Annotated in this window: 15 protein-coding genes; 12 read left to right on the top strand and 3 right to left on the bottom strand. The window is 59.8% G+C overall.

The genetic code is table 11. The features are described 5' to 3' along the window. Nucleotides 1-45: 45 nt before the first annotated feature. The 3 genes from QEN71_RS11400 to QEN71_RS11390 all read left to right on the top strand — a co-directional run bounded on the left by QEN71_RS11400 (nucleotide 46) and on the right by QEN71_RS11390 (nucleotide 12916). On the top strand, nucleotides 46-9969 hold the full coding sequence (locus QEN71_RS11400) for a hemagglutinin repeat-containing protein (protein ID WP_201652613.1): 9924 nt from the start codon (nucleotides 46-48) through the stop codon (nucleotides 9967-9969). A gap of 43 nt (nucleotides 9970-10012) precedes the next feature. After that, nucleotides 10013-10285, top strand: a complete 273-nt coding sequence (locus tag QEN71_RS11395; protein ID WP_201652615.1) for a hypothetical protein — start codon at nucleotides 10013-10015, stop codon at nucleotides 10283-10285. Between the two features lie 876 nt (nucleotides 10286-11161). Further along, nucleotides 11162-12916 (top strand): ShlB/FhaC/HecB family hemolysin secretion/activation protein, encoded by a 1755-nt coding sequence (locus QEN71_RS11390; RefSeq protein WP_201652617.1) that lies wholly within the window; start codon nucleotides 11162-11164, stop codon nucleotides 12914-12916. Nucleotides 12917-13149: 233 nt separating this feature from the next. On the opposite strand, the gene QEN71_RS11385 is transcribed toward QEN71_RS11390, so the two are convergent. Next, nucleotides 13150-13521 (bottom strand): YciI family protein, encoded by a 372-nt coding sequence (locus tag QEN71_RS11385; RefSeq protein WP_201652619.1) that lies wholly within the window; start codon nucleotides 13519-13521, stop codon nucleotides 13150-13152. A 384-nt stretch (nucleotides 13522-13905) separates the two neighbouring features. Here QEN71_RS11385 and QEN71_RS11380 point away from each other — a divergent pair, with 384 nt between their 5' ends. Beyond that, the gene (locus QEN71_RS11380) at nucleotides 13906-14679 is read left to right on the top strand and encodes a DUF3047 domain-containing protein (RefSeq protein ID WP_201652621.1); all 774 of its coding nucleotides are present in this window, start codon (nucleotides 13906-13908) and stop codon (nucleotides 14677-14679) included. Between the two features lie 731 nt (nucleotides 14680-15410). Here QEN71_RS11380 and QEN71_RS11375 read toward each other — a convergent pair. Further along, the gene (locus QEN71_RS11375; protein ID WP_290468246.1) at nucleotides 15411-16652 is read right to left on the bottom strand and encodes an HdeD family acid-resistance protein; all 1242 of its coding nucleotides are present in this window, start codon (nucleotides 16650-16652) and stop codon (nucleotides 15411-15413) included. Nucleotides 16653-16667: 15 nt separating this feature from the next. Here QEN71_RS11375 and QEN71_RS11370 point away from each other — a divergent pair, with 15 nt between their 5' ends. Then, on the top strand, nucleotides 16668-16949 hold the full coding sequence (locus QEN71_RS11370; protein WP_233471958.1) for a hypothetical protein: 282 nt from the start codon (nucleotides 16668-16670) through the stop codon (nucleotides 16947-16949). A gap of 335 nt (nucleotides 16950-17284) precedes the next feature. After that, complete coding sequence (locus tag QEN71_RS11365; protein ID WP_201652625.1) at nucleotides 17285-17524, top strand: hypothetical protein; 240 nt, start codon at nucleotides 17285-17287, stop codon at nucleotides 17522-17524. A gap of 121 nt (nucleotides 17525-17645) precedes the next feature. On the opposite strand, the gene QEN71_RS11360 is transcribed toward QEN71_RS11365, so the two are convergent. Further along, nucleotides 17646-18059, bottom strand: coding sequence for a DUF1223 domain-containing protein (locus QEN71_RS11360; RefSeq protein WP_201652627.1), 414 nt, complete (start codon nucleotides 18057-18059; stop codon nucleotides 17646-17648). Nucleotides 18060-18368: 309 nt separating this feature from the next. On the opposite strand from QEN71_RS11360, the gene QEN71_RS11355 reads away from it, so the two are divergent. The 6 genes from QEN71_RS11355 (at nucleotide 18369) to QEN71_RS11330 (ending at nucleotide 23642) form a co-directional block, all read left to right on the top strand. Next, on the top strand, nucleotides 18369-19040 hold the full coding sequence (locus QEN71_RS11355; RefSeq protein WP_201652630.1) for a GntR family transcriptional regulator: 672 nt from the start codon (nucleotides 18369-18371) through the stop codon (nucleotides 19038-19040). A 117-nt stretch (nucleotides 19041-19157) separates the two neighbouring features. Further along, the gene (locus QEN71_RS11350; RefSeq protein WP_201652633.1) at nucleotides 19158-19952 is read left to right on the top strand and encodes an ABC transporter substrate-binding protein; all 795 of its coding nucleotides are present in this window, start codon (nucleotides 19158-19160) and stop codon (nucleotides 19950-19952) included. A 68-nt stretch (nucleotides 19953-20020) separates the two neighbouring features. Next, entirely contained in the window at nucleotides 20021-20719 is a 699-nt protein-coding gene (locus tag QEN71_RS11345; protein WP_201652636.1) for an ABC transporter permease, read from the top strand. Next, a complete protein-coding gene (locus tag QEN71_RS11340) occupies nucleotides 20716-21441 on the top strand; it encodes an ABC transporter permease (RefSeq protein ID WP_201652639.1) in 726 nt (241 codons plus the stop codon). The genes QEN71_RS11345 and QEN71_RS11340 overlap by 4 nt, the downstream gene beginning before the upstream one ends. Nucleotides 21442-21451: 10 nt before the next feature. After that, nucleotides 21452-22216 carry an ABC transporter ATP-binding protein gene (locus tag QEN71_RS11335; protein WP_201652642.1) on the top strand — a complete coding sequence of 255 codons (765 nt, stop codon included), beginning with the start codon at nucleotides 21452-21454 and terminating at the stop codon, nucleotides 22214-22216. 55 nt (nucleotides 22217-22271) lie between these two features. After that, the gene (locus QEN71_RS11330; protein WP_201652645.1) at nucleotides 22272-23642 is read left to right on the top strand and encodes an aspartate aminotransferase family protein; all 1371 of its coding nucleotides are present in this window, start codon (nucleotides 22272-22274) and stop codon (nucleotides 23640-23642) included. Nucleotides 23643-23659: the final 17 nt, after the last annotated feature.

Raw genomic sequence — 23659 nt, 5'->3', positions numbered from 1 at the left:
TGCTACATTACGCGCGCTTTCCAGAACTACCGCAGCGAATAAAAAATGAACAAGAGAGCTTACCGGCTGGTGTTCAGCCGGATCCGGGGAATGCTTGTCGCAGTTGAGGAAACCGCAGTTGCGACTGGCAAAAAGAATCAAGGCGAAACGACGGGCGGCGGCGCGACAGCCACACATGGCGTTGTCTGCGCTGGGCTACGTTCGGTTGCGGCAGCGATAGGCTTAGGTGTTGTCGGCGTGGCAGCGGCCTCTGCGCAGGTCGTGGCCGATCCGAACGCGGGCGCGCATCGTCCAACGGTCATCCAGACCGCGAACGGCATCCAGCAGGTGAACGTCTCGCGTCCGTCGGCAGCAGGTGTGTCGATCAACGGCTACACGCAGTTCGACGTACCGAAAGCCGGCGTGATCCTGAACAACTCGCCGACCATCGTCAACACGCAACAGGCCGGCTACATCAACGGCAATCCGAACTTCGCGGCGAACCAGTCCGCGAAGATCATCGTCAATCAGGTCAACAGCCGCGCGGCCAGTCAGATCAATGGCTATGTCGAGGTAGCGGGCAACCGGGCCGAAGTCGTCATCGCAAACGGCTCCGGCATTTCGGTCAACGGTGGCGGGTTTATCAACACATCGCGTGCCATTCTCACGACGGGCACGCCTAACTTCGGTCCCGATGGTTCGCTGACGGGCTTCAACGTCACTGGCGGCAACATCAGCATTCAGGGCGCGGGACTGAATGCGTCGAATGTCGATCAGGTCGACCTGATTTCGCGCGCCGTGCAAGCCAACGCCGCCATCTACGCGAAGAACCTGAACGTCGTGACGGGCGCGAACAGCGTCAACCACGATACGCTCGCCGCCACACCCATTGCCGGCGACGGCCCCGCACCGGGCGTCTCGATCGACGTGAGCAACCTCGGCGGCATGTACGCGAATCGCATCATGCTGGTCGGCACGGAGAACGGCGTCGGTGTCTCGAATAAAGGCGTGCTGGCCGCTCAGGCGGGCGATCTGACTCTCACGACACAGGGCAAGCTCGTTCTCGCAGGACAGACGAATGCGAGCGGCAACATCAGCGCGAACGCGCGCGATGGCATCGACAACAGCGGCACAACGTACGCGCAGCAGAACATCAACGCGAGCACGTCGGGTGCGCTGACGAACGGCGGCACACTCGCCGCACAGCAGAATGCAACCGTCAACGCATCGAGCATCGCGTCCAGCGGCACGCTCGGCGCGGGCGTCAATGGCGACGGCAGCATTGCGAAGAGCGGCGATCTGACGCTCGCGGCAAGCGGCTCCGATATCAACCTGTCGGGCACGTCCACGACGGCGGGCGGCGCGTTGAATGTGAATGCGACGGGCACGCTTTCCGTCGCGCAGGGCAAGCTGTCGAGCGGCGATGCCATGCACGTCACCGCATCGAATGTCGCCAATGCCGGTGGGCAAATCATGTCGCAATCGACGATCGACGTGAACGCTTCTCACGCGCTGGACAACCGGCAGGGCACTATCCAGTCGGCGGCGCACGCGTCCATCAATGCGGACTCTCTCGACAATACTGCAGGCCGCATTGTTTCGCTGAATAACGATGGCATGTCGTTGACTGCGAAGAGCGCACTGGTGAATGGCTCGGTAACAACAGCATCGGGCGCAACGGGCGGCGTGATTGGCACCAATGGCGCGCTGGCAATATCGGCGGGTACGCTTTCGAATCAGGGGCAACTCAGCGCGGCCAGCGACGCAAACGTTCACGCACAATCCGTCGACAATCACGGCGGCAGCATCACGGCGGGCGGTGCGCTGGATGCGAAGGCGACAGGTGCGCTGAACAATACGGGCGGCACGCTTTCCGGTGCATCGACGAATGTCTCTGCTGCATCGATCGATAACACGAGCGGCAGCATCGACGGCGACACGCTGACTGTTTCGGCGTCCAGCAACCTGACGAATCGCAGCGGCAAACTCACGCAATACGGCGCGACGGATCAGACCATCAGCGTGGGCGGCGCGTTCGACAATACGAACGGCACGACGGCGTCGAACGCGGACAAGCTGAACATCGCTGCAGGCAGTATCGTCAATGACGGCGGCACGATCCAGCATGCGGGCACGAGCACGCTTGGCATCACGACGACGGGTGATGTGTCGAACGTCGCGGGTGGAATCGTCACGAACGGTGCGCTCGATGTGAAGTCCAACGGCGCATTGAACAACGTCAGGGGCTCGGTGCAGGCGGCAGGCGGCGCACGCATCGAAACCGCGTCGCTCGACAACAGCGCGGGCCGCATCGTTTCGCTGAGCGGCGACGGCATGACCGTGAAGACGACGGGCGTGCTCGCCAATGCAGCCGGCACGACGGCATCGGGCGATGCGGGCGGCGTCATCGGTACGAATGGAGTGCTCAGCGTCGCAGCGGGCACGCTCTCGAACCAGGGGCAACTGAGTTCGGCAGGCGATACGACTATTCGCGCCGGGGCTGTCGACAATCACGCGGGCAGCGTCACCGCAGGCGGTGCACTCGACGCTACGTCGACGGGCGCGATGAACAATACGGGCGGCACGTTGTCCGGTTCCACGACGAGTGTCTCCGCTGCTTCGATCGACAACACCAATGGCAGCATCGACGGCGACGGGCTGAGCATTTCCGCGACGGGCGATTTGACGAATCGCGGCGGCAAGCTCACTCAATACGGCACCACGGACCAGACCATCCGCGCAGGCGGCACGCTCGACAACACGAGCGGCACCGTTGCATCGAATGCGAACAACCTGAATGTCTTCGCCAATCGTATCGTCAACGATAGCGGCACGATCCAGCACGCAGGCTCAGGCGCGTTGGCCGTAAATTCGACTGGCACGATGTCGAACGTGTCAGGCAGGATTGTCACCAACGGCGCGATGACCGTCACGGCTGCGAGCATCGACAACACGGCGGGCACGCTGTCGGCGCAAAAAGCTGCACGCTTCAACGCATCGTCGGGTATCACGAATCGCGGCGGCGCGCTGTATGGCGGCGACGGGCTGACGGTCGAATCGCAGGGCGGTATCGACAATACAGGCGGCTCCGCGCAAACGGCCGGCGATCTTATCGTCAGCACGGGCGGACAGCTTACGAACGCGCGCGGTACGTTGTCCGCGAACGGCGCACACGGGTCAGTGAACGCGAGCGCTGCGAGTATCGACAACACGGGCGGCAAGCTGACTAACGCGGGCGATGGCGCAACCACGGTGACGTCATCGACGGGCGTAGCGAACACAGGTGGCACGCTTGGCGGCAATGGCGACGTCACACTGAACGCACAAACGTTGAGCAACGACGCGGGCGCGAACCTCGTCGCAAGCGGCTCGGCAACACTCAACGTGACGCAGAGCGTCAATAATTCGGGCGGCACGATATACGGCGGTGCGAACCTGACGCTCAATCAGGCCGGCGCGGCTGTCCTCAATAACGGCGGCTCGATACTCGGTGGCGTCGATGCGTCGCTTGCTGTCGCCTCTCTTTCGAATGCGGGCGGAGCGATCCGGGCGAATCGCGACATCGCAGCAGGCGGCACGATGTCCGGCAACGGCAACATCGTTGCCGGGCGAAACCTGACGCTGAATGTCGCGGGCGACTACACCAATACATCGGCGAACAATCTGCACGCGGACGGCAACATGACCGTCAATGCGACGGGGACGCTGACCAACACAGGTACGCTCGCGGCGAACGGCGCGCTGACCGTGAGCGGGGCGAATGTCGTCAACGCGGCGGGCGCTGACGTCAATTCGGTATCGACGACGGTTAATGCAGCAGGCACGTTATCGAATGCCGGGCGTATCGAAGGCAACACGGTGACGACGACGAGCGCCGTGCTCTCGAATACGGGTGCTGTGATCGGCAATGATGTGACGGTCAACGCAAGCGACGTGCAGAACACGGGTGCTGCTGCCGTCATCGCAGGCGTCAACAGCGTGCATCTGTACGCAGCGAATTCCGTTACGAACGCGGATGGCGCGCTGATCTATAGCGCGGGAAATCTGGAGATCGCGAGAAACGGCGCGCGCGATGGCTCGGGCATGCTGGCCAATCAGACGAACGTGTTGACGAACAGTGCCGCGAGTATCGAGGCGGATGGAAGTATCGATATCGCCGCGCACACGGTGAACAACGTACGCACCGGTGTCGCGACGGTCATGGGGACGCCGCAGGATGCGGGCGATCAGACGCTGACCTTATGGACAGCAGGCATCCCGATCGGCGACCTGTTGAACAGCCATAGCAGTTCCAGCTTTTCTCAATGGAGCTGGACGAAGGACAAGGCGCCGCTCAAGGCGGAAATCGTCGGCAAGCTCGCGACGCCGATCAGCGTGACGGTGCCGAAGTCGGAGGTGACGACCCTGAATACGGCGACGCAGACGTTCTCGCTCACGCAACCGCTGACCGAAACGTATAGCGATAACTCGCTAACAACAGAAATCTGTAATGTCCGCGATGTATGTACCCAGCACCCGGTGCCGCAAACCCGCAACATCGCGACGAACCCGACCCAGTGGTACAACAGCATTGCTGACAACGGTGACTCGTACACCATCACGTTCTGGCCGGATTTCGATCCGAACAAGAACATCCGCCCGGACCAGGTAAAGACCCGTTTCGACCTCGGCCCCGACTCGCACGATTACAGCGAAACCACACGCACGGTCCATACGACCACGACGACCGACCAGTTGCTGAGCGCAGGTAACGCCGCGATCATCCAGGCGCAAGGGGCGATCCGCATCAATGCAGATGGCGGTGCGATCAACAACCAGTCATCGACAATGAGCGCAGGTGGCAGTCTCGTGCGCCGCGCAACGGACGGCAAGGTCAACGATACGGGCATCGTCCTTCAGCAGACCATCACGCAGGACCAGCAGTCGACGTTCTACTGGCACCAGAAAACGGGCGGCAGCAGCGACACGCAAACTATCGAGGACGGTGTCACGCAATCCACATCGACGGTCGCGTCTTTGCTTGCTATCGCCACGTCGAATCAGGGCGTGCAGACGACGGCGCAGAACATCACGATCGGATCGGTGAATCGCCAGGGGCAGACTGTGACGGGCTCCGGCGTGACGGGTGGCAGTGCCGACGGCACGCAGACGGGCAGCGTCAGTGGACAAACGTCGCAACCGCAGTCGGTTGGCGGCGCACAGCAGGGCACTGTCACCGGCGGGCCGAACCGTCCGCAGACGGTTGGCGGGACAACAGGCGGCATTCCGAATCTCAAGCTGCCGTCGAATGGCCTCTACAAGTACAACACTGCGCCCGGTTCGACCTATCTTGTCGCTACCGATCCACGTTTCACGCAATACACGAATTTCGTATCGAGCGATTACATGCTTAACCAGCTGGGCCTCGATCCTTCGAAGGTCGAGAAACGCGTTGGCGACGGCATGTACGAAGAGACGCTCGTGCGCAACCAGATCACGCAACTGACGGGGCGCACGTTCCTCACCGGCTACTCCGACAATCTCGACGAATACACGGCGCTGATGAACAACGGCGTCAAGTATGCGAAAGAATTCGGCCTGGCGCCGGGTGTCGCGCTGACGCCCGGGCAGATGTCGCAACTGACGACCGACATGGTCTGGCTCGTCTCGCAGGACGTGACGTTGCCGGATGGATCGCATCAGAGCGTGCTTGTTCCGCAGGTGTATCTCGCGCAATCGGATACGGTTGACCTGACGGGCAGCGGCGCGCTTGTTGCGGGCAACAGCGTGAGCCTCAACGCGAACGGCGATGTGAACAACAGCGGTCATATCGTCAGTGACGTGGCGACGACGATCATCGGCAACAACATCACGAATAGTGGCGTGATCGGCAGTGCGGAGACGACGACTGTTGCAGCCGTACAGGACGTGCGCAATACGAGCGGACGAATCGGCGGTACGGATGTCGTCGTGCAGGCCGGCCGCGATGTGATCAACGAGACGCAGACGAATAGCGTAACGAAGACCTTCGGTTCGAACACGCTCACGGGCAGCGTAACGGGGACAAGCGTCGACGCGATCGGCACGATTTCGGCGACAGGTAGCGCAACCGTGATCGCGGGTCGAGACGTGAATCTGACGGGCGCGACGATTCAGGCCGGTGGCAATGCGGCTGTCGCGGCTGGGCGTGATCTGAATGTGGGCACGACGACGCTGACCAGCACGCAGGACGTTCAGACGAAGGACGGGCTCAACGGCGGGCACGACGCGGTCACCCAGAACCTGGGCAGCGCGATTGTCGCCGGTGGCAGTTTGACGACGGTATCAGCGCGGGATACGACGCTCACCGACGCGACCTTGAAGGCAGGCGGCGACGTGGCGATGGTGGCAGGCGGCAACCTGACGGTGACTGCCGCAAAGGACACGCACACGAGCAGCGAACAATCGATGGGCGGCGAGCAGTCGCATCATACGAGTTCCAGCTATGACGAGGCAGTGCAGGGTTCGAGCGTCGGCGCGGGCGGCAACATCACGCTCGCGGCGGGTCAGGGCGGCAACGGCAACTTGTCGATTCTCGGGTCATCCGTCGCGACGGATGCGGGCGGTGGCGGGGTCAAACTCGTATCGACGGGCGATGTCACGATTGGCAGCGTCAGCGAGACGCACGATTCGCAAAGCTGGTCGCAGAACAGTCATTCCGGCTTTCTGTCTAGCGAGAAGGAGACCGATTCGACCAGTTCGCATCAGGTGGTGGCCAACGGCTCGACGGTGTCGGGCGATACGGTGGCGGGTGCGGCTGGCCATGATATGACGATCACGGGATCCACGGTCGCTGCGACGCATGACGTGACATTGTCGGCGGGGCATGATCTCACCATTACGACGTCGCAGGATACGAGCGAGAGCAGCCATTTTCATGAAGATCTGAAAACGGGGCTAGGTAGTTCGGGCGGCGCGGGCATTTCATATGGCTCGAACGATCATAAGGACACGACGCACGATAGCGCCGTGACGAACAACGCGAGCCTTATCGGCAGTACGGATGGCAGTCTGCATCTGTCGGCCGGCAACGATCTGCATGTCACGGGCAGCGACCTGATCGCGGGGCAGAACATCGTTGGCACGGGCGCAAACGTGATCATCGATGCGGCAACGGGCACCACGCACCACGACGAAACGCATGAGGTGAAAACCACTGGCTTTACGCTCGGGCTCGCGGGAAGCATCGGCAATGCGATCAACACGGCAATTAGCGAGAGCCAGGCCGCGTCGCACAGTGAAAACGGACGCGCCAAGGCGCTTCATTCGATCGCTGCAGCGGGTGCGATCGGCAATGCCGTTGCGGGCCAAGCGCTGAGTCCGGGGCAGAAGCCAGATATCAGCGTGCAGTTGAGCTTTGGATCGAGCCAGAGCAAGAGCACGTCGACTGAAGACCAGACGACGAGCACAGGATCGAGCGTGATGGCGGGCGGGACAGCGGCATTTGCTGCTATGGGTGATGGCACGCCGGGAAGCGGCAACCTCACGATCGCTGGTTCTAATGTCAACGCGAATGACGTGTTGCTGGCTGCGAAGAATCAGGTCAACCTGCTCAACACGACCAATACAGACACGACGCGCAGCACGAATGAATCGAGCAGCGCCAGTGTCGGTGTGTCGTATGGCACGAATGGTTGGGGCGTGTCCGCATCGATGTCGAAGGCACACGGCGACGCGAACAGCGACGCGGCGACACAGACCAATACGCACGTACAGGGCGCAAACAGCATGACGATCGTGTCCGGCGGCGATACGAACATCATCGGGGCGAATGTGAGCGGCAAGCAGGTGAGCGCCGATATCGGCGGCAATCTGAATATTGCTAGCGTGCAGGACACGACGACCAGTTCCGCGCATCAGTCGAGTTCGGGCGGAGGGTTTAGCATCAGCCAGGGCGGCGGGGCCAGCGGGAGTTTCAGTACCCAGCACGGCAGCGCAAACGGGAGCTATGCCGCCGTGAGTGAACAGGCGGGTATTCAGGCAGGAACAGGCGGCTTCGATATCAATGTCAAAGGCAATACCGACCTGAAGGGCGCGTACATCGCGAGCGGTGCGGACGCGTCAAAGAACACGTTGACGACGGGAACGCTGAGCTGGTCGGATATGCAGAATCATTCCGAGTACAGCGCGTCGAGTGGCGGCATGACGTTCGGCGGCGGCGGGCTTGGTATCACGCCGATGATTTCACAATCGGACAACGGTAACGAACACGCGACGACGCGGAGCGGCGTCGCGGCCGGTGGCATAGTCATCACCGATGCTGCAAACCAGAAGCAGGATGTCGCTTCTTTGAACCGCGATACGACCGATCTCAACGGCACGGTATCGAAGTTGCCGGATGTGAATGACCTGGTATCGCAACAGCAGGATGTCATGAATGCCGCCAATGCGGCAGGCGCGCAAGTGGCGCAGGCGATCGGCACGTATGGTGATTACAAGGAGCATCAGGCGAAGAGTGGTGAAAAAGCTGCCGCGTTGTTAGGCGAAACGGATGATGCTGCGCAGTACAAGCAGGAAGCGAATGACTGGAGCGAAGGCGGGACCGACCGGATACTGCTTCACGTGGCCGGCGGTGCCTTGCTCGGTGGGTTGGGCGCGGGAAGTCTGATGGGCGCGATTGGCGGTGGAGCGGGTGCTGGTGTTTCTTCTGCGCTCTCGGGACAGTTGAACAATCTCGCCGATTCAATGGGGGCGCCCGGGACGATCGGACACGCACTCGGGAACGGGGTAGCGAACGTGATTGCGACGGCGGCAGGTGCGGCAGTCGGTGGAAATGCGGGCGCGTTCACGGCTGCCAATGCTGACATGAATAACCGGCAGTTGCACGAAACGGAAGAGCAGAAGCTTGCGCGACTGCAGGCTGGCAAGACCCCGGAAGAGCAGTATCGGCTTGCAGCTGCCGAATGTGCGCTGGTGCAATGTGCGGCCGGGGTGCCGGCCGGTGATCCCAATCAGGTCATCTTGCAAAAAATGCAAAACGATGGTCAAAGCTATGCTGCTGAGCAGAGTGCACTAATAAAGGCGGGAGCGTTCGATGGCTACAACCCGTTCACCGATGGTGTCGTGGACTGGAATAGTCGAATGCAAGCGACAACCCGAGCGGCAGGCGCTGTGCAGGGGGTAACAGGGGTAGCCGTGGCGGCCGCTGCGTTTGGCGCTGGTTGCGCGAGCGTAGTGGCGTGCACGGCGGGAGCAACGATCGCGGGCACGAGCCTGGATTATTCACAGGCAGGTTTTACACAAATGATCACAGGCTCGCCATCATTGACATACGGTGAGCAGGCTTTACAAGGTTTGGGCCTCAGCCCACAGGCAGCAGCAATCGCATATGCGGGTCTGAGCTTAGGTGGAGCGGTCACAGCGGCAACGTTGGAAAACCAGGCTGGGAAGCAGGCTGCCGCTGCTGCTGACGCCTCGCGTCTGACATACACAAACGAGAAATTCAGTACTCAAGGTATGCAGCCGACAAGCGATGTTATGGCGACGGCGCAGGCGATTATTGATGCATATGTCTCCGCCGGGCTCTCTTCGAAAGACGCACAGAGATATGCGGCGGGTCTTATCGAGTCGGGAACGGGTCTGCCTACCAACCTCCCCGTCAATCAAAATACAGAGTTAATCAAGCTTGTTCCCAAGGGGACGTTCGGAGGAGACTCCGTGGCAGCATACTCCCCATATTTTATGACGAAAACGGAATATGATTCACTGTCCCGATTGCCGGCTGACCAGATCGCGGCCAAATTAGGCTTACCCGCCGAGCAGGCAGTTCGCGGTTCGCAACTCGGTTTCGACGTATATTCGATGAAACCGCTGCCAGGTAATAGCCCACAAGTTTTCACAAGTCAAGTTGCGCCAGTTCAGCAAGGCGGGTACTCGGCACCGGGTGGCGCACAACAAGTTTTGGTACCCAACCGAAGCCAGTGGACGGACCCGAACGCGAACAAGATCGGTGAAATCAAGGGTCATTTATGACTCCGCTAAAATGAAGTTGACCACGTAGATGCCAGAGGAAAATATGAGTAAACCGGCGGACAAAATACGGTCGAACGTCAGCATCGGTGCTTATCAACAGGCGTATTTGCTGGGCGTCAACGCGCTCGAAACGGCTAAGAGCGACAGGTCGGATATCGTGGCGGCGCTTCGTGATTTGACTGCCCGACTGAGATCCGAGTGTATGGAACGAGCAATTCAAAAAATGGATTTTGGACCGGAATATGAGGCGCTTGAGAGACTGTTGCGCAATTCAAATGAGTTGACTGGGCAGGATATGTACGGTTTCCCGAAGTGACGTGAGATAGACGACGTTAATGTTATCAGGCAGGCGCTGAGAATGACGTATCGATCACTTGGCTCGATTCGCTATCACCGACGATGGAGGCGGCGCGTCCATCTAAAGTGACAGGAGTTTCGGTGTGGAATCAGGCGGAAGAATCGCTAGCGAACGGACGGTTTATGTGGGTCGACACAGATAGCTAGCGACGCGCGGAGCGGCCAGAAATGAAATCCTTGTACCGAATGTGCCTTGCCGCCTCGGTCGGTTCGCTATATCTAACGGCGTGTTCACTGTTGCCACAGCCGGCACATCGGATAGAAGTGGAATCGCCAAAGTTCGAAATGAGAAATTCAGCGCGCGTGCGTGTATTTTCGTCTGAGAACAATCAACCGTACGCTGTATTCCGTTCAGGCGATTGCTACCAGAGTTGGATAAGTTTCGACGGCACACGTGTCGATGACGGAATGGCTGGCAGCTTTCGTTACTCAACCCGCAGCGTGCTGATTGGCATGCCGCCGAGCCCGCGACCCTGGATGCGGGTGCAAGGTCTAACGGGGAAAACATTCATACGCGAGTACGTAGTTGCGGCGGGGCAGCCGATCACATATTCGATGGGATGGGTGGTTTATTCAGGTCAATATGGGCCAACCCGTCGATGCGTCGCGTCCTCGGTGGTATTGACACCGGAAGCAGGCCGCGACTACGACGTGTTTCTAACGCAACAAGGGCGTCAATGCGAAATCGAGGCTCGGCAAATTGATGATCTAGGTCTAGATGAACCAGTGCAGATGGGCGTAGCGCTTGAATGTCGGGCAGGTAACAAGTAGGACCTTGCGTGGAGCGGCGACGGGGCTTTCGCCGCCCGCAGGGATGATTCTCGGAAGAAAGACAATGAACAGCATGAAGAGGCTGGCGGCACTGTCGCTCACAGCCCTGATATCACTAACGGGCCAGGCGCAGCAGGCGCCGACTCCTGCAGACACCGCAGCCGCCGCACGCGCGAACGCTGAACAGAATCAGCAGGTACAACAGCAGCGGGACGCGCAACGGCGCGCGCAGGCAGTAAACGCGCCGGCAGTACGCTCGACGGCGCCGAAAGCGCAAGGCTTCCCAGAGCTTCCCGTCGAAGCCCCGTGCTTCCGCATCGACACATTCGTACTCGATGTCCCCGCCACGCTGCCGGACGCGATCCGCAAACAGGGTGCATCGTCGTTACCGCTTGACCGCTTTGCATTCGCACGAGAATGGCTGGAGCACTACGTCGGTCAATGCATCGGCAAGCAGGGGTTCGACCTTCTCACCAAGGGATTGCAACAGACGATCCTGAGTCGCGGCTACATCACCACACGCGTGCTACTGCCTGAGCAGGACGTCTCGACAGGCACGCTGAAGGTTGCGCTCATCCCAGGCGTGGTCCGTCATCTACGCTTTTCCGACCCGAACATGCGCGGTACATGGAAGACGGCATTTCCGGATCGGGATGGCGACATGCTGAATCTGCGCGACCTGGAGCAAGGACTTGAGCAGATGAAGCGGGTTTCGAGCCAGGATGTCGACATGAAAATCGAACCGACATCATCGCCTGGCGAGAGCGACGTCGTGATCGAGGTGAAACGCGCAAAACCCTGGAGTCTCGTCGCGTCGGTTGACAACTCGGGCACGCGTGCGACGGGGAAATTGCAGGGCAATCTGAGCCTGGGTCTCGACAATCCGCTCGGTATCAACGACGTGCTTGCACTGGGTGCGAACCAGGATCTGGAGTTCGGCGACAAGGGTCTCGGTTCGCATGGTTTCAATGGTTCGTATTCAGTGCCTTGGGGTTACTGGACCGCGACGATTTCTGGCAACACGAACACGTACTATCAGCAGATTGCTGGTGTGAATCAGACCTTTGTGTCGAGCGGCAATTCACAAACGACCGCATTCAGGCTGGCGCGCGTGCTTTCGCGGAGCCAGAGCGATGTTTTCGGCATCGAGATGCAGTTATCGAAGCGCTTCGGCGAAAGCTTTATCGACGACACCAGCATCCGCACCCAAAGGCGCAATAACACGTTTGTCGAAGCGGGAGTCACTGATCGCCACTATTTCGGCACGGCGCAGTTCGACGGGACACTGGCATACCGGCAGGGCGTCGGTGGATTGGGCGCGACGCAGGACCCGTATCCCGAGGGGCCGACGTATCGTTTCCACATGGCTGTGTTCGATGCAAATCTGTCCGTGCCGTTCCTGGTCGCGAAGCAGCAGTTTCGTTACGTGACGACATTACATGGTCAGTTCACAAACGACACACTCTTCTTCATCGATGACTTGACCATCGGTAGCCGCTACACAGTTCGTGGCTTCGATGGCGAAACGCTCCTCGCTGCAGAAAAGGGTTTCTACTGGCGCAATGAACTGCAATGGGCAATCGGGCAGACTGGGCAATCGCTATATGCCGGGCTGGATTACGGCCATGTCTATGGTCCGAACACCGCGTTCCTCGCGGGCACGCAACTGGCGGGCGCGGTCGTTGGTATTCGCGGAAGCGTACCGACGCGATTCGCGGGATTCACGTATGAGCTGTTCGCAGGGACGCCTGTCTATAAGCCAGCTGAGTTTCCGACCGCGCGTGTGACCGTGGGTTTCCAGCTGACTGCTCAGTTCTGAGGCTTCGCCGTGACACGGCATGCCGATCGGCGGGTACTTACGACCGCGTGACGGCGATGGGAGGAGGAGAGCGTTGGAGCAGCACTAGAGGCGAATCGGGGAAGTTACCTCATGCGCAAAGGGTCGCCGGCAAGCTCCGGGCAGATGCGCACATCGCGCGATGACCCGCGAAGCCGTAAAGGAGCTTGCGAAGAAGGACCACCAACGCATTCTTGAGACAGGCGTCGACGCCCTTATCGGGCCAGGTAGAAATCCATGGGGATAAGCTCGACGGCCCATCCACCTTCTTCGCCCAGCGTGGCGGCCGGGTGCATGGACGCGATGCGCAACGCCTCTTCACGGCTATCCGCTTCGATGATGAACAGGCCCCCGACGACTTCCTTCGACTCGGTGTAAGGCCCATCGGTGACGTGCGTCTTGCCATTGCGCGGGCGAAGCGTCTTCCAGTTGTCCAGATCGCCAAGCGACGCGGAAACGAGAACCTTGCCGGTAGCGCGCATCTTCTCGTCCAATGCAGGGCATTGGCTCACCAGTTCCTTGACATCGTCTGACGCCATCGCGGCGAATTTTTCGGGATTGAAATAGGCCAGGCCGAGGTATTTCATGGGACGTCCTTTGAGTGGTGATGTACTGACGACGAAGATGATGATCGAAAATCGACAATGCGCTGGAAGAGTTTTCGATGGACCTCGCCAGCCTGGCCGCTTTCGATCGAGTTATGCCTCGCGTATGAGGTGCGTGCCCGATACGATCTCCGTGCACGACCGTTGGGGCGAGATACGGTCAAAAGCGGACGTACGACATCGCCCGCACGTGCCCATCAGAGCGGCGGCTGCGCATCGGTGAGTGGACGCTTCACACACGACGGTGAATGTCGCATCTCCGGCCCCCCGGTTGTTCGTTTAATCGCCGACGTAAAGGCTCCGCTGAAATGCCGTCGGCTGACCCGACTACAATGGATCCTGGCCAAAAAACGAATACGACCAGCCATGCCTCTTATCTCGATCCATCAAGCGCGGAAACGAACAGCCCGGCCAGTCTGGCTCGCCGTGTGCGTCGCGCTCCTACTGTTGCCGGCAGCCCTCGTTGCCCAGGAAGAAAAACCGGGTATTGCCTTTTCCTCGATCGAGCCCGGCGAATCACTTCCTGCAGGCTGGAAGAACCTGCCGGTTGCGCACGGCAAGCGCGTGACGCAATACACGCTTGTTCGCGACGGCGACACCACCGTCCTGCAGGCGGACGCGAACCGCTCTGCTTCGGCGCTCATGCACGAGGGTAATATCGACCTCGTCCGCACACCTGTCGTAGCGTGGCGCTGGAAAGCAAAAGGACCGATCGAGGGCGCCGACAACCGCGTCGGATCAAAGGAAGACGCGCCAGCGCGACTGGTGTTCTTATTTGACGGCGACAAAAGCAAGCTATCGTTTTTTGACAGGGCCAAGATGGACCTTGCAAAGCGCTTGAGTGGCGAAGAACTGCCCTATGCCACGCTGATGTATGTCTGGTCAACCAGCGCTGCGCCAGGCACCGTCATTGCCAATCCTCACACGAACCGCGTACAGATGATCGTGGTCTCTGGTCTGTCCGGCGATGCGGGTCACTGGCAAACCCTGCACCGCAATATCGTGCAAGACTACGAGCGCGTCTTTCACGAACCGCCTGGACGAATCAGCGGCTACGGGCTGCTGACAGATACCGATAATACCGGTACTACTACGCGCGCCTGGTACGGAGACGTCGAGTTCCTGCCCGGGCCTCGATAACGCAAAGCGGCCGAACTAACTGAGTCTATCTGTCCGATCGGAGCGGGCTGTGCTTCAGTCTTTTCGCCGGAAGGTGCCAGTCGAACCCGTTCTCCCTGCGCGGACGATAGACGGCTTGGGTCAAGGCGTGCAAAGGCCATTTGCGCATCATATTTGTTTGCGGTTTGGACATCGGACTGTATGCGATGGAGAAGTCAAGGTCATCCGCAGGCCGAATGACTGATGTACCACGCGGAACGGCCGCTCGTAGGCCAATGTGTTGCATCGACCGGTTGAATCCGCCCTCGGTTTGATGCATTCGCCGTCGGCCCGGATTCGACCAATAGTTGCAGTTCAGCAGCCGTGCCACCTGGACGCTCAGACGTCAGCGACACCTTCGTGAGCAGCCGTTCAACCCATGTGGCTATTTTCACGGACCTCGACTCCGATCGGGCAACCTTCCACGACTGCCATCGCGACATTTTTTCTGGGCGCTAAATCCCCGTTCATAGCGGGCGGTTTCAAAGTGAAGTGCACACGTCGCTCGGCGGGATTATCGCTGTCTCGCTTGGGCCGGTGCGCGAGGCACTCGCCATGCGTGGCCAGTACCCATGCAGCGCAGGCAAGTCGGTGTTTGGCGCGGCACGCTTCTACTTCGCTCAACATTGAGCGCGCAGTCAGGCGCGAGGCGCGCAATCATTCTTCCCGCGCGTTGAAGAAGATCGGGAAGGTTGCCGCGGAACAATGGTTGATTAATCCGGCGCGCCACTATCTGCACACTCTGTCGCGTGAACCGGCATCGCGCCCGTGTCGTCGATGTTGCGCGCAGCCGCTTTCTCGGCACGCCAACGCTTGCGCGATTCGTGCATGGTGCTCAGCGCGCTACGCGCCATCTTTACCCATCCGGAAGGCCGTGGGTCCGCCAACATGCTAAGCGCACGCGCATAGTCCAGCGTCAGCCCAGGCGTCCATGCCATCGTCGCCGCGCGCTTTCTTACTTGTGCCGCCACCCACAGTTCGGGAGTCGCGGCGATGCGCAGCAACGGCTTCCAGCCTCCCTTCGTTCCCCAGGCGCGAGTTGATGCTCCCTCGATCGCGGCCTCGAGTGCCTTTGCGACCGTGCTCGAGCAATTGCGGTACGTCAGGTTATAGGTCGTGGTGCGGCGATATTCGGCCCAAAAGCGTTCCAGCCGCTCCGGATCATAATTGCGTATGCGCACTTGCCGCGTGGAGGGACACCATGCTTTCGATTCCGTCGCGTAGTCCGGCTGGAACAAGCCGGGCACGTCGTTGTCGCGCGTTGCACGCAGAATGCGCGAGAACTCGTCGGGTGACCGCTCGATTTCAACGGCAGGGTACAGGCTGATATAAACGCCCTCGCTCGATTCGAGCGCGGCATGGCCCGTCGAGATGGCGCCGTTTTTGTCGACTGCGGCAATATAGCGGTCAATGACAGGCTGCCGCCGCGCCTGTGTTTTCGCTGAACCGACCGGTGTCCACACGTGTATTGTCAAAGCGTGTTCGAGCGGTTCCGGGGGGCCGTCGAATGAATTCGACGTTGGCAGGATCAGTCTGTCTGGCGTGATCTCGTTCGTCGCCGCATTCGCCGTCGCGACAGTCGTCTCCGACTCGACCTTGTGTTTCGTCCGCTTTTCGTCGGCTACCACGGGGTTAGTCGCCATGCGGCGCACGCGCACCGCGAGCAGGGTCATGTTCCAGCCGCCGAACAGCAATCCGAATGCGACACAGTATGCGATGGTCCCCGCGTAGTAATCGGGGTAGGGCTGATAGAAGAAGATGGCAATGGCGATCTCCAGCGCGCCGGCTCCGATAGCAATCTTCCACGTTCGGTAGCGCACGAGTCCTGCGGAAATCATCTGGAGCATGCCGTCCGCGAGAAACAGTGTGCCGAATATCATCGACAGGATGAAATTGCCGTGCTCTCCCCCCATCAGCACGAGCCCAGCGGACACAATGAAGGTCACGCCCTTCACATATCGCAGCGTACGTTGGCCGCCCATGCCCGTCCATGCAACGGCGAGTGTCGCGAGGCCTTCGAGCATCAGCAACGCTGCAAACGGAATGATGGGGAACCAGAGCGCGCCGTCGAGCGCATCGCAGAAGATCGTCACACCGAGCGCGATGCTAAGCAAACCTATCGCCAGCAGTTCGCGCCAACGCGTGCGCAGATAGTCGACACCGAGCAATATCATCACGAGGCGGACCATGGCCGAATCCTCCCTGCGCTTTGCGAAACCTTGCTCACCGAAAACAACTTGCCGCTGGAATGAGCGTGTCGCGGGCGTCGTGCTGTCCGGCACGTCAACAACGGATGATAGTGCGATTTCGCTCGGGCGTGCGTTGCATTGGGTGACGCCCGACTGCGTCGGACGAGAGACTTTACCCACCTGTTTTTTTCGGCGAAGACGCCGAACGACCTTATCGGGTGTGAAGAAAGCCGCTTTGATGTGTGCGCTTAATTATCGACCTGTGCGGCGACCCGGCAACTCATTGGATAGAAGTTCATCCTTGTCTGAGCCAACGAATAGCTTACAATCGCACTTCGCATTGCAGACGAGAGCGTTGCTTTTCCTTGTTCACGATTTTCTACGGGTCGGGGGACGTCATGCATTTCTACCATCACGGCGTAGCGATTCAACCGTCGGTTGCGCGCAGTGGCAACACGTTTGTTGCGCGCGTATCGATTCTCGAAGAAGACGGAGATGTCACGTCGCTTGGCGACCTCGGGCATTTTGCCAATCGTCAATCAGCTTTTGCGTTTGCCGTGCGGTGTGGCACTGCATTTGTCGACGAAGAGCCAATGCCGCTGCCGCCTTGCGATATTCGCCCAACGCGCTTTGCCTGAACTACGTTGTTCCGTCGCGCGAAGACGTCGTTAGCTAAAAATGCGACGGTAAAGACTTCAACGCGTGGGGCGAGTACCGGAACCACAAAATTTCGCTTCGTTCGCCAGCAGAAACAAACCCTCAGTGCATGAGCATTACACTCACATCGCCAACAAGGGTGGCGCCGATGATCGCGCCATCGTCTGCTTCCAGCGGCACCGCGAGATGCTCGCCGTTGATCGCATTCGTACTCAAGGCAAGTGCCGCACCCAACCACTCATCGATTGTCGCAAGACCGCGTACGACGTTTGATTCGGCGAGCGCGTGATCCGCGTTCTCGTCACGCTGGACCGGCGTGACGTCGCGCCCATCGTAGCCCGCTAGCAGCACGCGTGCGCGCCCGCTTCCAGGTCCAATGAACACCGAGACGCTGTGATTTTCGCGCGTGGCGCTGACTGCAGCGGCCATCACCGCGACTTGCTTCGCATGGTCGATGGCCGAGTTCGCCACAGTGCGATTCGAACCAACCACTTCTGCCTTGCTGTCGATCACCATCTCCGGCGGTTTTTCGATCACCCGTCCGCCTTGCCCTCAAAAAGTCCAGTACCTCCAGGCCGCGCGTGCCGGTAACCCCTTCTCTGCCGCACAGAGTTCGTCCTCCCACACATCGAGATCATCACGCCAGGCAAAGCGTTTGACAGCGCGTCATACCTGCGTGAGAAATCTGCGTGAGAAATCTGCGCGTCGCGCCATGTAAGGGTTATTACTTATTTTGACGCTTTATTGGATTGATATATTAAATCCACGGATACAAATATCCAGCCTTACAAATAAATTTCAACGAGTGCAACGATCCAGAACATCATGGAAGACAGCGTTCATTCATTTCGTGCCGGGTTTGCGGCCACGGCGGAAGAAGAGGCCTACGCGTATGTGTTGTATCGCATCCGCATGGGTACATATCGCGCCGGTGACCGGTTGATTCCGGAAGAGATCGCCGCTGAGATCGACACGAGCCGCATGCCCGTACGCGAAGCATTCCGCCGACTCGCAAGCGAAGGACTCGTCGTCATCCGGCCGAATCGCGGGGCGATCGTTCGCGGGCTGGATGCCGACGAAATGGAAGAGGTCTTCTGCATGCGCGGCGCGCTCGAAGGGCTCGCGGCGAAGATGGCGCTTCCCCGAATCACGCCGACGCATGTCGGTGAACTCGCCCGGCTGCTGGAAGTCATGGAGAGCCACGAGCAGGACGCGCACCAGTGGGTCAGCGCGCACCGCAATTTCCACGAGTACCTGTGTCAGCTGAGCGGGCGCAAACGCCTTGTCGCACAGATTGCCGGTCTTCACACCGTCGTCGAACCCCACATGCGACTCTGGTTGCAACTCGCTGACAAGCCAATGACTTCGCGCGACGACCATACGACCATCATCGATGCCATCAGCAGCGGCGATCCCGTAGCCGTTGAAACCGCCGTGCGGGAGCACATCGAAGCGACCGTGCCGGCGCTGCGTCAGTGGATGACGTCGAATCGCTAAAGGCGAAAGTCATGCAAAGATCTGGGGAACAAGTTTTTGCATCAGTAGTACGAACAAAAAAGACGGAGACGGAAGCGCCTGACTGCACGCGATTACATCAACCCATTGAGCCTCGACATGAAACGACTTGCAAAGAATCTTCTGGGACTGGCCGTATGCATGCTTGCCTTGAACGCATATGCGAAGGAATGGAAAGACATCCGCATCGGCTATGAAGGCGCTTATCCGCCGTTCTCGTCGATTCAGCCGGACGGCAAACCGGTTGGTTTCGATATCGACATGATCCACGCGCTGTGTGCGCAAATGCACGCGAACTGCACGCTGGTGCAGATCAACTGGGACGGCCTGATTCCTGCATTGCAGGCCGAGAAGATCGACGCGATCGTCGCTTCCGTGGCTATCACGGCGGAGCGCAAACAGAAGGTCGACTTCACGGAAAAGTACTACAACTCGCCGCGCAGACTGATCGCATCGAAGACGAGTCCGATCAAGGACGCAACGCCCGCTGAACTGAAGGGCAAGCGCGTCGGCGTCCAGCGCGGCACGCTGGCTGACAAGTACGCGAGCGCGTACTGGGTGCAGAGCGGCGTGCAGATCGTGCGCTATGCAACGCAGGACGAGGCGTACATGGACCTTCGCTCCGGCCGTCTCGACGCAGGTTTGCAGGATGCGACCGCCGCCTATAGCGCGTTCCTGACCAAGCCGGAAGGTGCAAACTTCAAGTTCGTCGGACAGCCGATTCTCGGCGCGACGCCGGAACAGAAGGCATTGCTCGGCGAAGGCTACGGCATCCCCGTGCGCAAGGGCGATGACGATCTGAAGCAGCAATTCAATCACGCCATCGAAGCGATCCGTGCAAACGGCACCTATCAGTCGATCGAGAAGAAGTACTTCGACTTCGACATCTACTGATATCGCCGGCGAGCTGCTGCACGCACTCCTGCATCGCGGTTTCCCATCACGCAATCACAGGCGGAATCATGCTCGAACTTCAGCGGTACTTCCCCGCGCTTTTGCAGGGTGCCGGGATCACGCTCATCCTCGCCGTTCTGTCGGTGGTACTCGCGGTGTGCCTCGGCATGGTCGGCGCGGTGGCGAAGCTCTACGGGTCGCGGGCGGTCGTATCGATGGCATCTGCCTATACGACGCTCATTCGCGGCGTGCCCGAGTTCGTCATGATGCTGCTCGTGTTTTACGGCGGGCAACTGATCCTCAACCGGATCGCCTCGTTACTCGGCTTTCATGCACCGGACGTCGACGCCTTCGTTGCAGCCGTGCTGACCATCGGCTTCATATTCGGCGCATATTTCACCGAGACCTTTCGCGGCGCAATTCTCAGCGTGCCGCGCGGGCAGATGGAGGCGGCGCGTGCATATGGCTTTTCCGGCTGGCTCGCGTTCCGGCGCATTCTGTTTCCGCAGATGATGCGTCTGGCGCTGCCTGCCGCCGTCAACAACTGGCTCGTGCTGCTGAAGGCGACGGCGATCGCGTCGCTGATCGGCCTGCACGATGTGATGTTCATCGCCGACCAGGCGGGCCGCACGACGCAGACGCCCATGACTTTCTATCTGGCCGCCTGCGCCGTCTATCTCGTGGTCACATCGGGCTCGACGGCCTGTCTCGCGAAGGCACGCACGTATCTTCAAAGAGGCGTTCGCGAAGGGAGTCTGCACCGATGACATACGAACAATTCGGCCAACTGTTTTCTTCGTACGCGAGCGGCCTTTGGGTGACGGTGCAGTTGACGGTTCTCTCCCTCTCGCTAGGGCTTCTGATTGCGATTCCGCTAGCAGTACTGCGCGTGTCGCCGAAGCGCGTCGTAAGCGGGTCGGTCGCGGTGTACACATGGTTCATGCGCGGAACGCCGCTGCTCGCGCAACTGATGATCGTGTACTACGGCTTCGGCCAGTTCCAGTGGATGCAGGACGCCTGGCAGCGCGGCAATCCTGTTCTCTCGCTGTTGCGTGATCCGTACTGGTGCGCACTGATTGCATTGACGGCGAACACCTGCGCATACACGACTGAGATTCTGGCGGGAGCGCTACGCGCGACACCGTACGGCGAAATCGAAGCGGCACAGGCCTATGGCATGAGCCGCATGATGGCCTGGCGACGCATTCTTCTACCGTCGGCGCTGCGCCGGTTCATTCCCGCATACAGCAACGAAGTGATCCTGATGCTGCACGGAACGTCGATTGTGAGCGCCATCACGATCGTCGATCTGACGGGCGTCGCGCGCGATTTCTACGCGAACTATTACGCGCCGTTCGAAGCATTCATCTCGGTCGGGACGGTCTATTTCGGGCTGACGACCATCATCACATTCCTGGTGCGGCTCACCGAGCGCAGGTATCTGGTTTATCTGCGTCCCCAGAACTTTGCGACTCTCGCTAAAGGCTAAAGCACGTCATATGAACGCATTGACTGTCGAAAATCTGCACAAACGATACGGCGACAACGAAGTGCTCAAGGGCGTTTCGCTCTCGGCGAAAAGAGGCGACGTGATCAGCATGATCGGTTCGTCGGGTTCCGGTAAGAGCACCTTCCTGCGATGCATCAACTTTCTCGAATCGCCGTCGTCGGGACGTGTGAGCCTGAACGGCAGCGAAGTACGCACATCGACGGGCGGAAAAGGCGAAATCCGGATCAGCGATCCCGCGCAGTTGCGGCAGATGCGGACCCGGCTCGCAATGGTCTTTCAGCACTTCAATCTCTGGGCGCATATGACCGTGCTGGAAAACGTCATGGAAGCGCCCCGGCACGTGCTGAAGCTGACCAAACCCGAAGCCATCGAGCGCGCGCAGCGCTATCTGGAGCAGGTCGGCATGACGCGCTTCGCGAACGCCTACCCATCGCATCTGTCGGGCGGACAGCAGCAGCGGGTGGCCATTGCGCGCGCTCTCGCAATGGAGCCGGAAGCGTTGCTGTTCGACGAGCCGACATCGGCGCTGGACCCCGAACTCGTCGGCGATGTGCTCAAGGTCATGCGCGATCTCGCGGAAGAAGGCCGCACGATGATCGTGGTCACGCACGAAATGGGCTTTGCGCGCGAGGTCTCGAATCATGTTGTCTTTCTTCATCAAGGCGTGGTCGAGGAAGAAGGGCACCCAAAAGAAGTACTGAAAACGCCGAAAAGCGAGCGGCTGCAGCGTTTTCTCTCAGGGGCGATGAAGTAGAACACGCCGCACGAACAGAACTCCGACGTGGAAGAGACGAACAAGGAATGAACTCATGCAAAACCTGAAACAGAACGACATCGATCATTACCTGCATCCATACACCAATCTGAGTCTTCATCGCGAAGTCGGACCGATGGTGATCGAGCGCGGCGAGGGTGTGTACGTCTACGATGCAGAGGGCAAACGTTATATCGAAGGGCTCGGCGGGCTGTTCTGCGCATCGCTTGGCTTTAGCGAACATCGGCTCGCAGACGCAGCCGACCGGCAGATGAGAAAGCTGCCGTTCTATCACGCGTTCGGCCACAAGTCGTCGGAACCCTCAATCCGGCTGGCAGAGAAGTTGATTTCGATGGCGCCTGTGCCGATGTCGAAAGTGTTTTTCGCGAACTCCGGTTCCGAAGCCAACGACACCGCTGTCAAGCTGATCTGGTATTTCAACAACGCCATCGGCCGGCCGCAGAAGAAGAAAATCATTTCGCGCGCGCGTGCCTATCATGGGGTGACGATTGCGTCGGCGAGTCTCACCGGCTTGCCGAACAATCATCGCGACTTCGATCTGCCTGTCGACAGAATCCTGCACACCGACTGTCCGCACTTCTATCGTCATGGCTTGCCGGGCGAGAGTGAAGAGCAGTTCGCGACGCGTTGCGCCGAATCGCTGGAGCGGCTGATTCTCGCGGAGGGCGCGGACACCATCGCGGCGTTCTTTGCCGAGCCGATCATGGCGTCCGGTGGCGTGATCGTTCCGCCCGCCACCTACATGGAAAAGATTCAGGCGGTGCTTAAGCGGCATGACATTCTGCTCGTCGCCGATGAAGTCATTTGCGGTTTCGGCCGTACGGGAAACATGTTCGGCTCGCAGACCTACGGGATGCAGCCCGACATGATCACGATGGCCAAGCAGCTGTCCGCAGGCTATCTGCCGATTTCGGCGCTGATGGTCAACGAGCGGATCTACAAAGGCCTCGTGACCGAAAGCGAGAAGATCGGCACGTTTGGGCACGGCTTCACGTACAGCGGACATCCCGTGTGTGCAGCCGTCGCGCTGGAGACGCTGAAGATCTACGAGGAAGACGGCATTCTCGAACATGTGCGCGCCGTCACGCCGCACTTTCAGGAGCGCGTGGCGGAACTCGGCCGGCATCCTCTCGTTGGCGAAGCGCGCGGCGCCGGTCTGCTGGCAGCTGTCGAACTCGTCGCGGACAAAGAGAGCAAGGAGCCTTTTCCTCCGTCTGAAGCCGTGGCCGCCTATGCGGGCACGCGTGCCTTGTCGCACGGACTGATTACGCGCGCGCTGGGCGATACCGTCAATTTCTGTCCACCGCTGATCGTGTCTCACGCGCAGATCGACGAAATGTTCGATGCCGCAAAACGCGCGCTCGACGACACGCTCCAATGGCGCAAAGCGCTGCACGACAAATGATGGAACGGGGATACAGT

Source organism: Paraburkholderia sabiae (assembly GCF_030412785.1).
GTDB lineage: Bacteria > Pseudomonadota > Gammaproteobacteria > Burkholderiales > Burkholderiaceae > Paraburkholderia > Paraburkholderia sabiae.
This window is presented reverse-complemented; position numbering and strand designations above follow the sequence as displayed.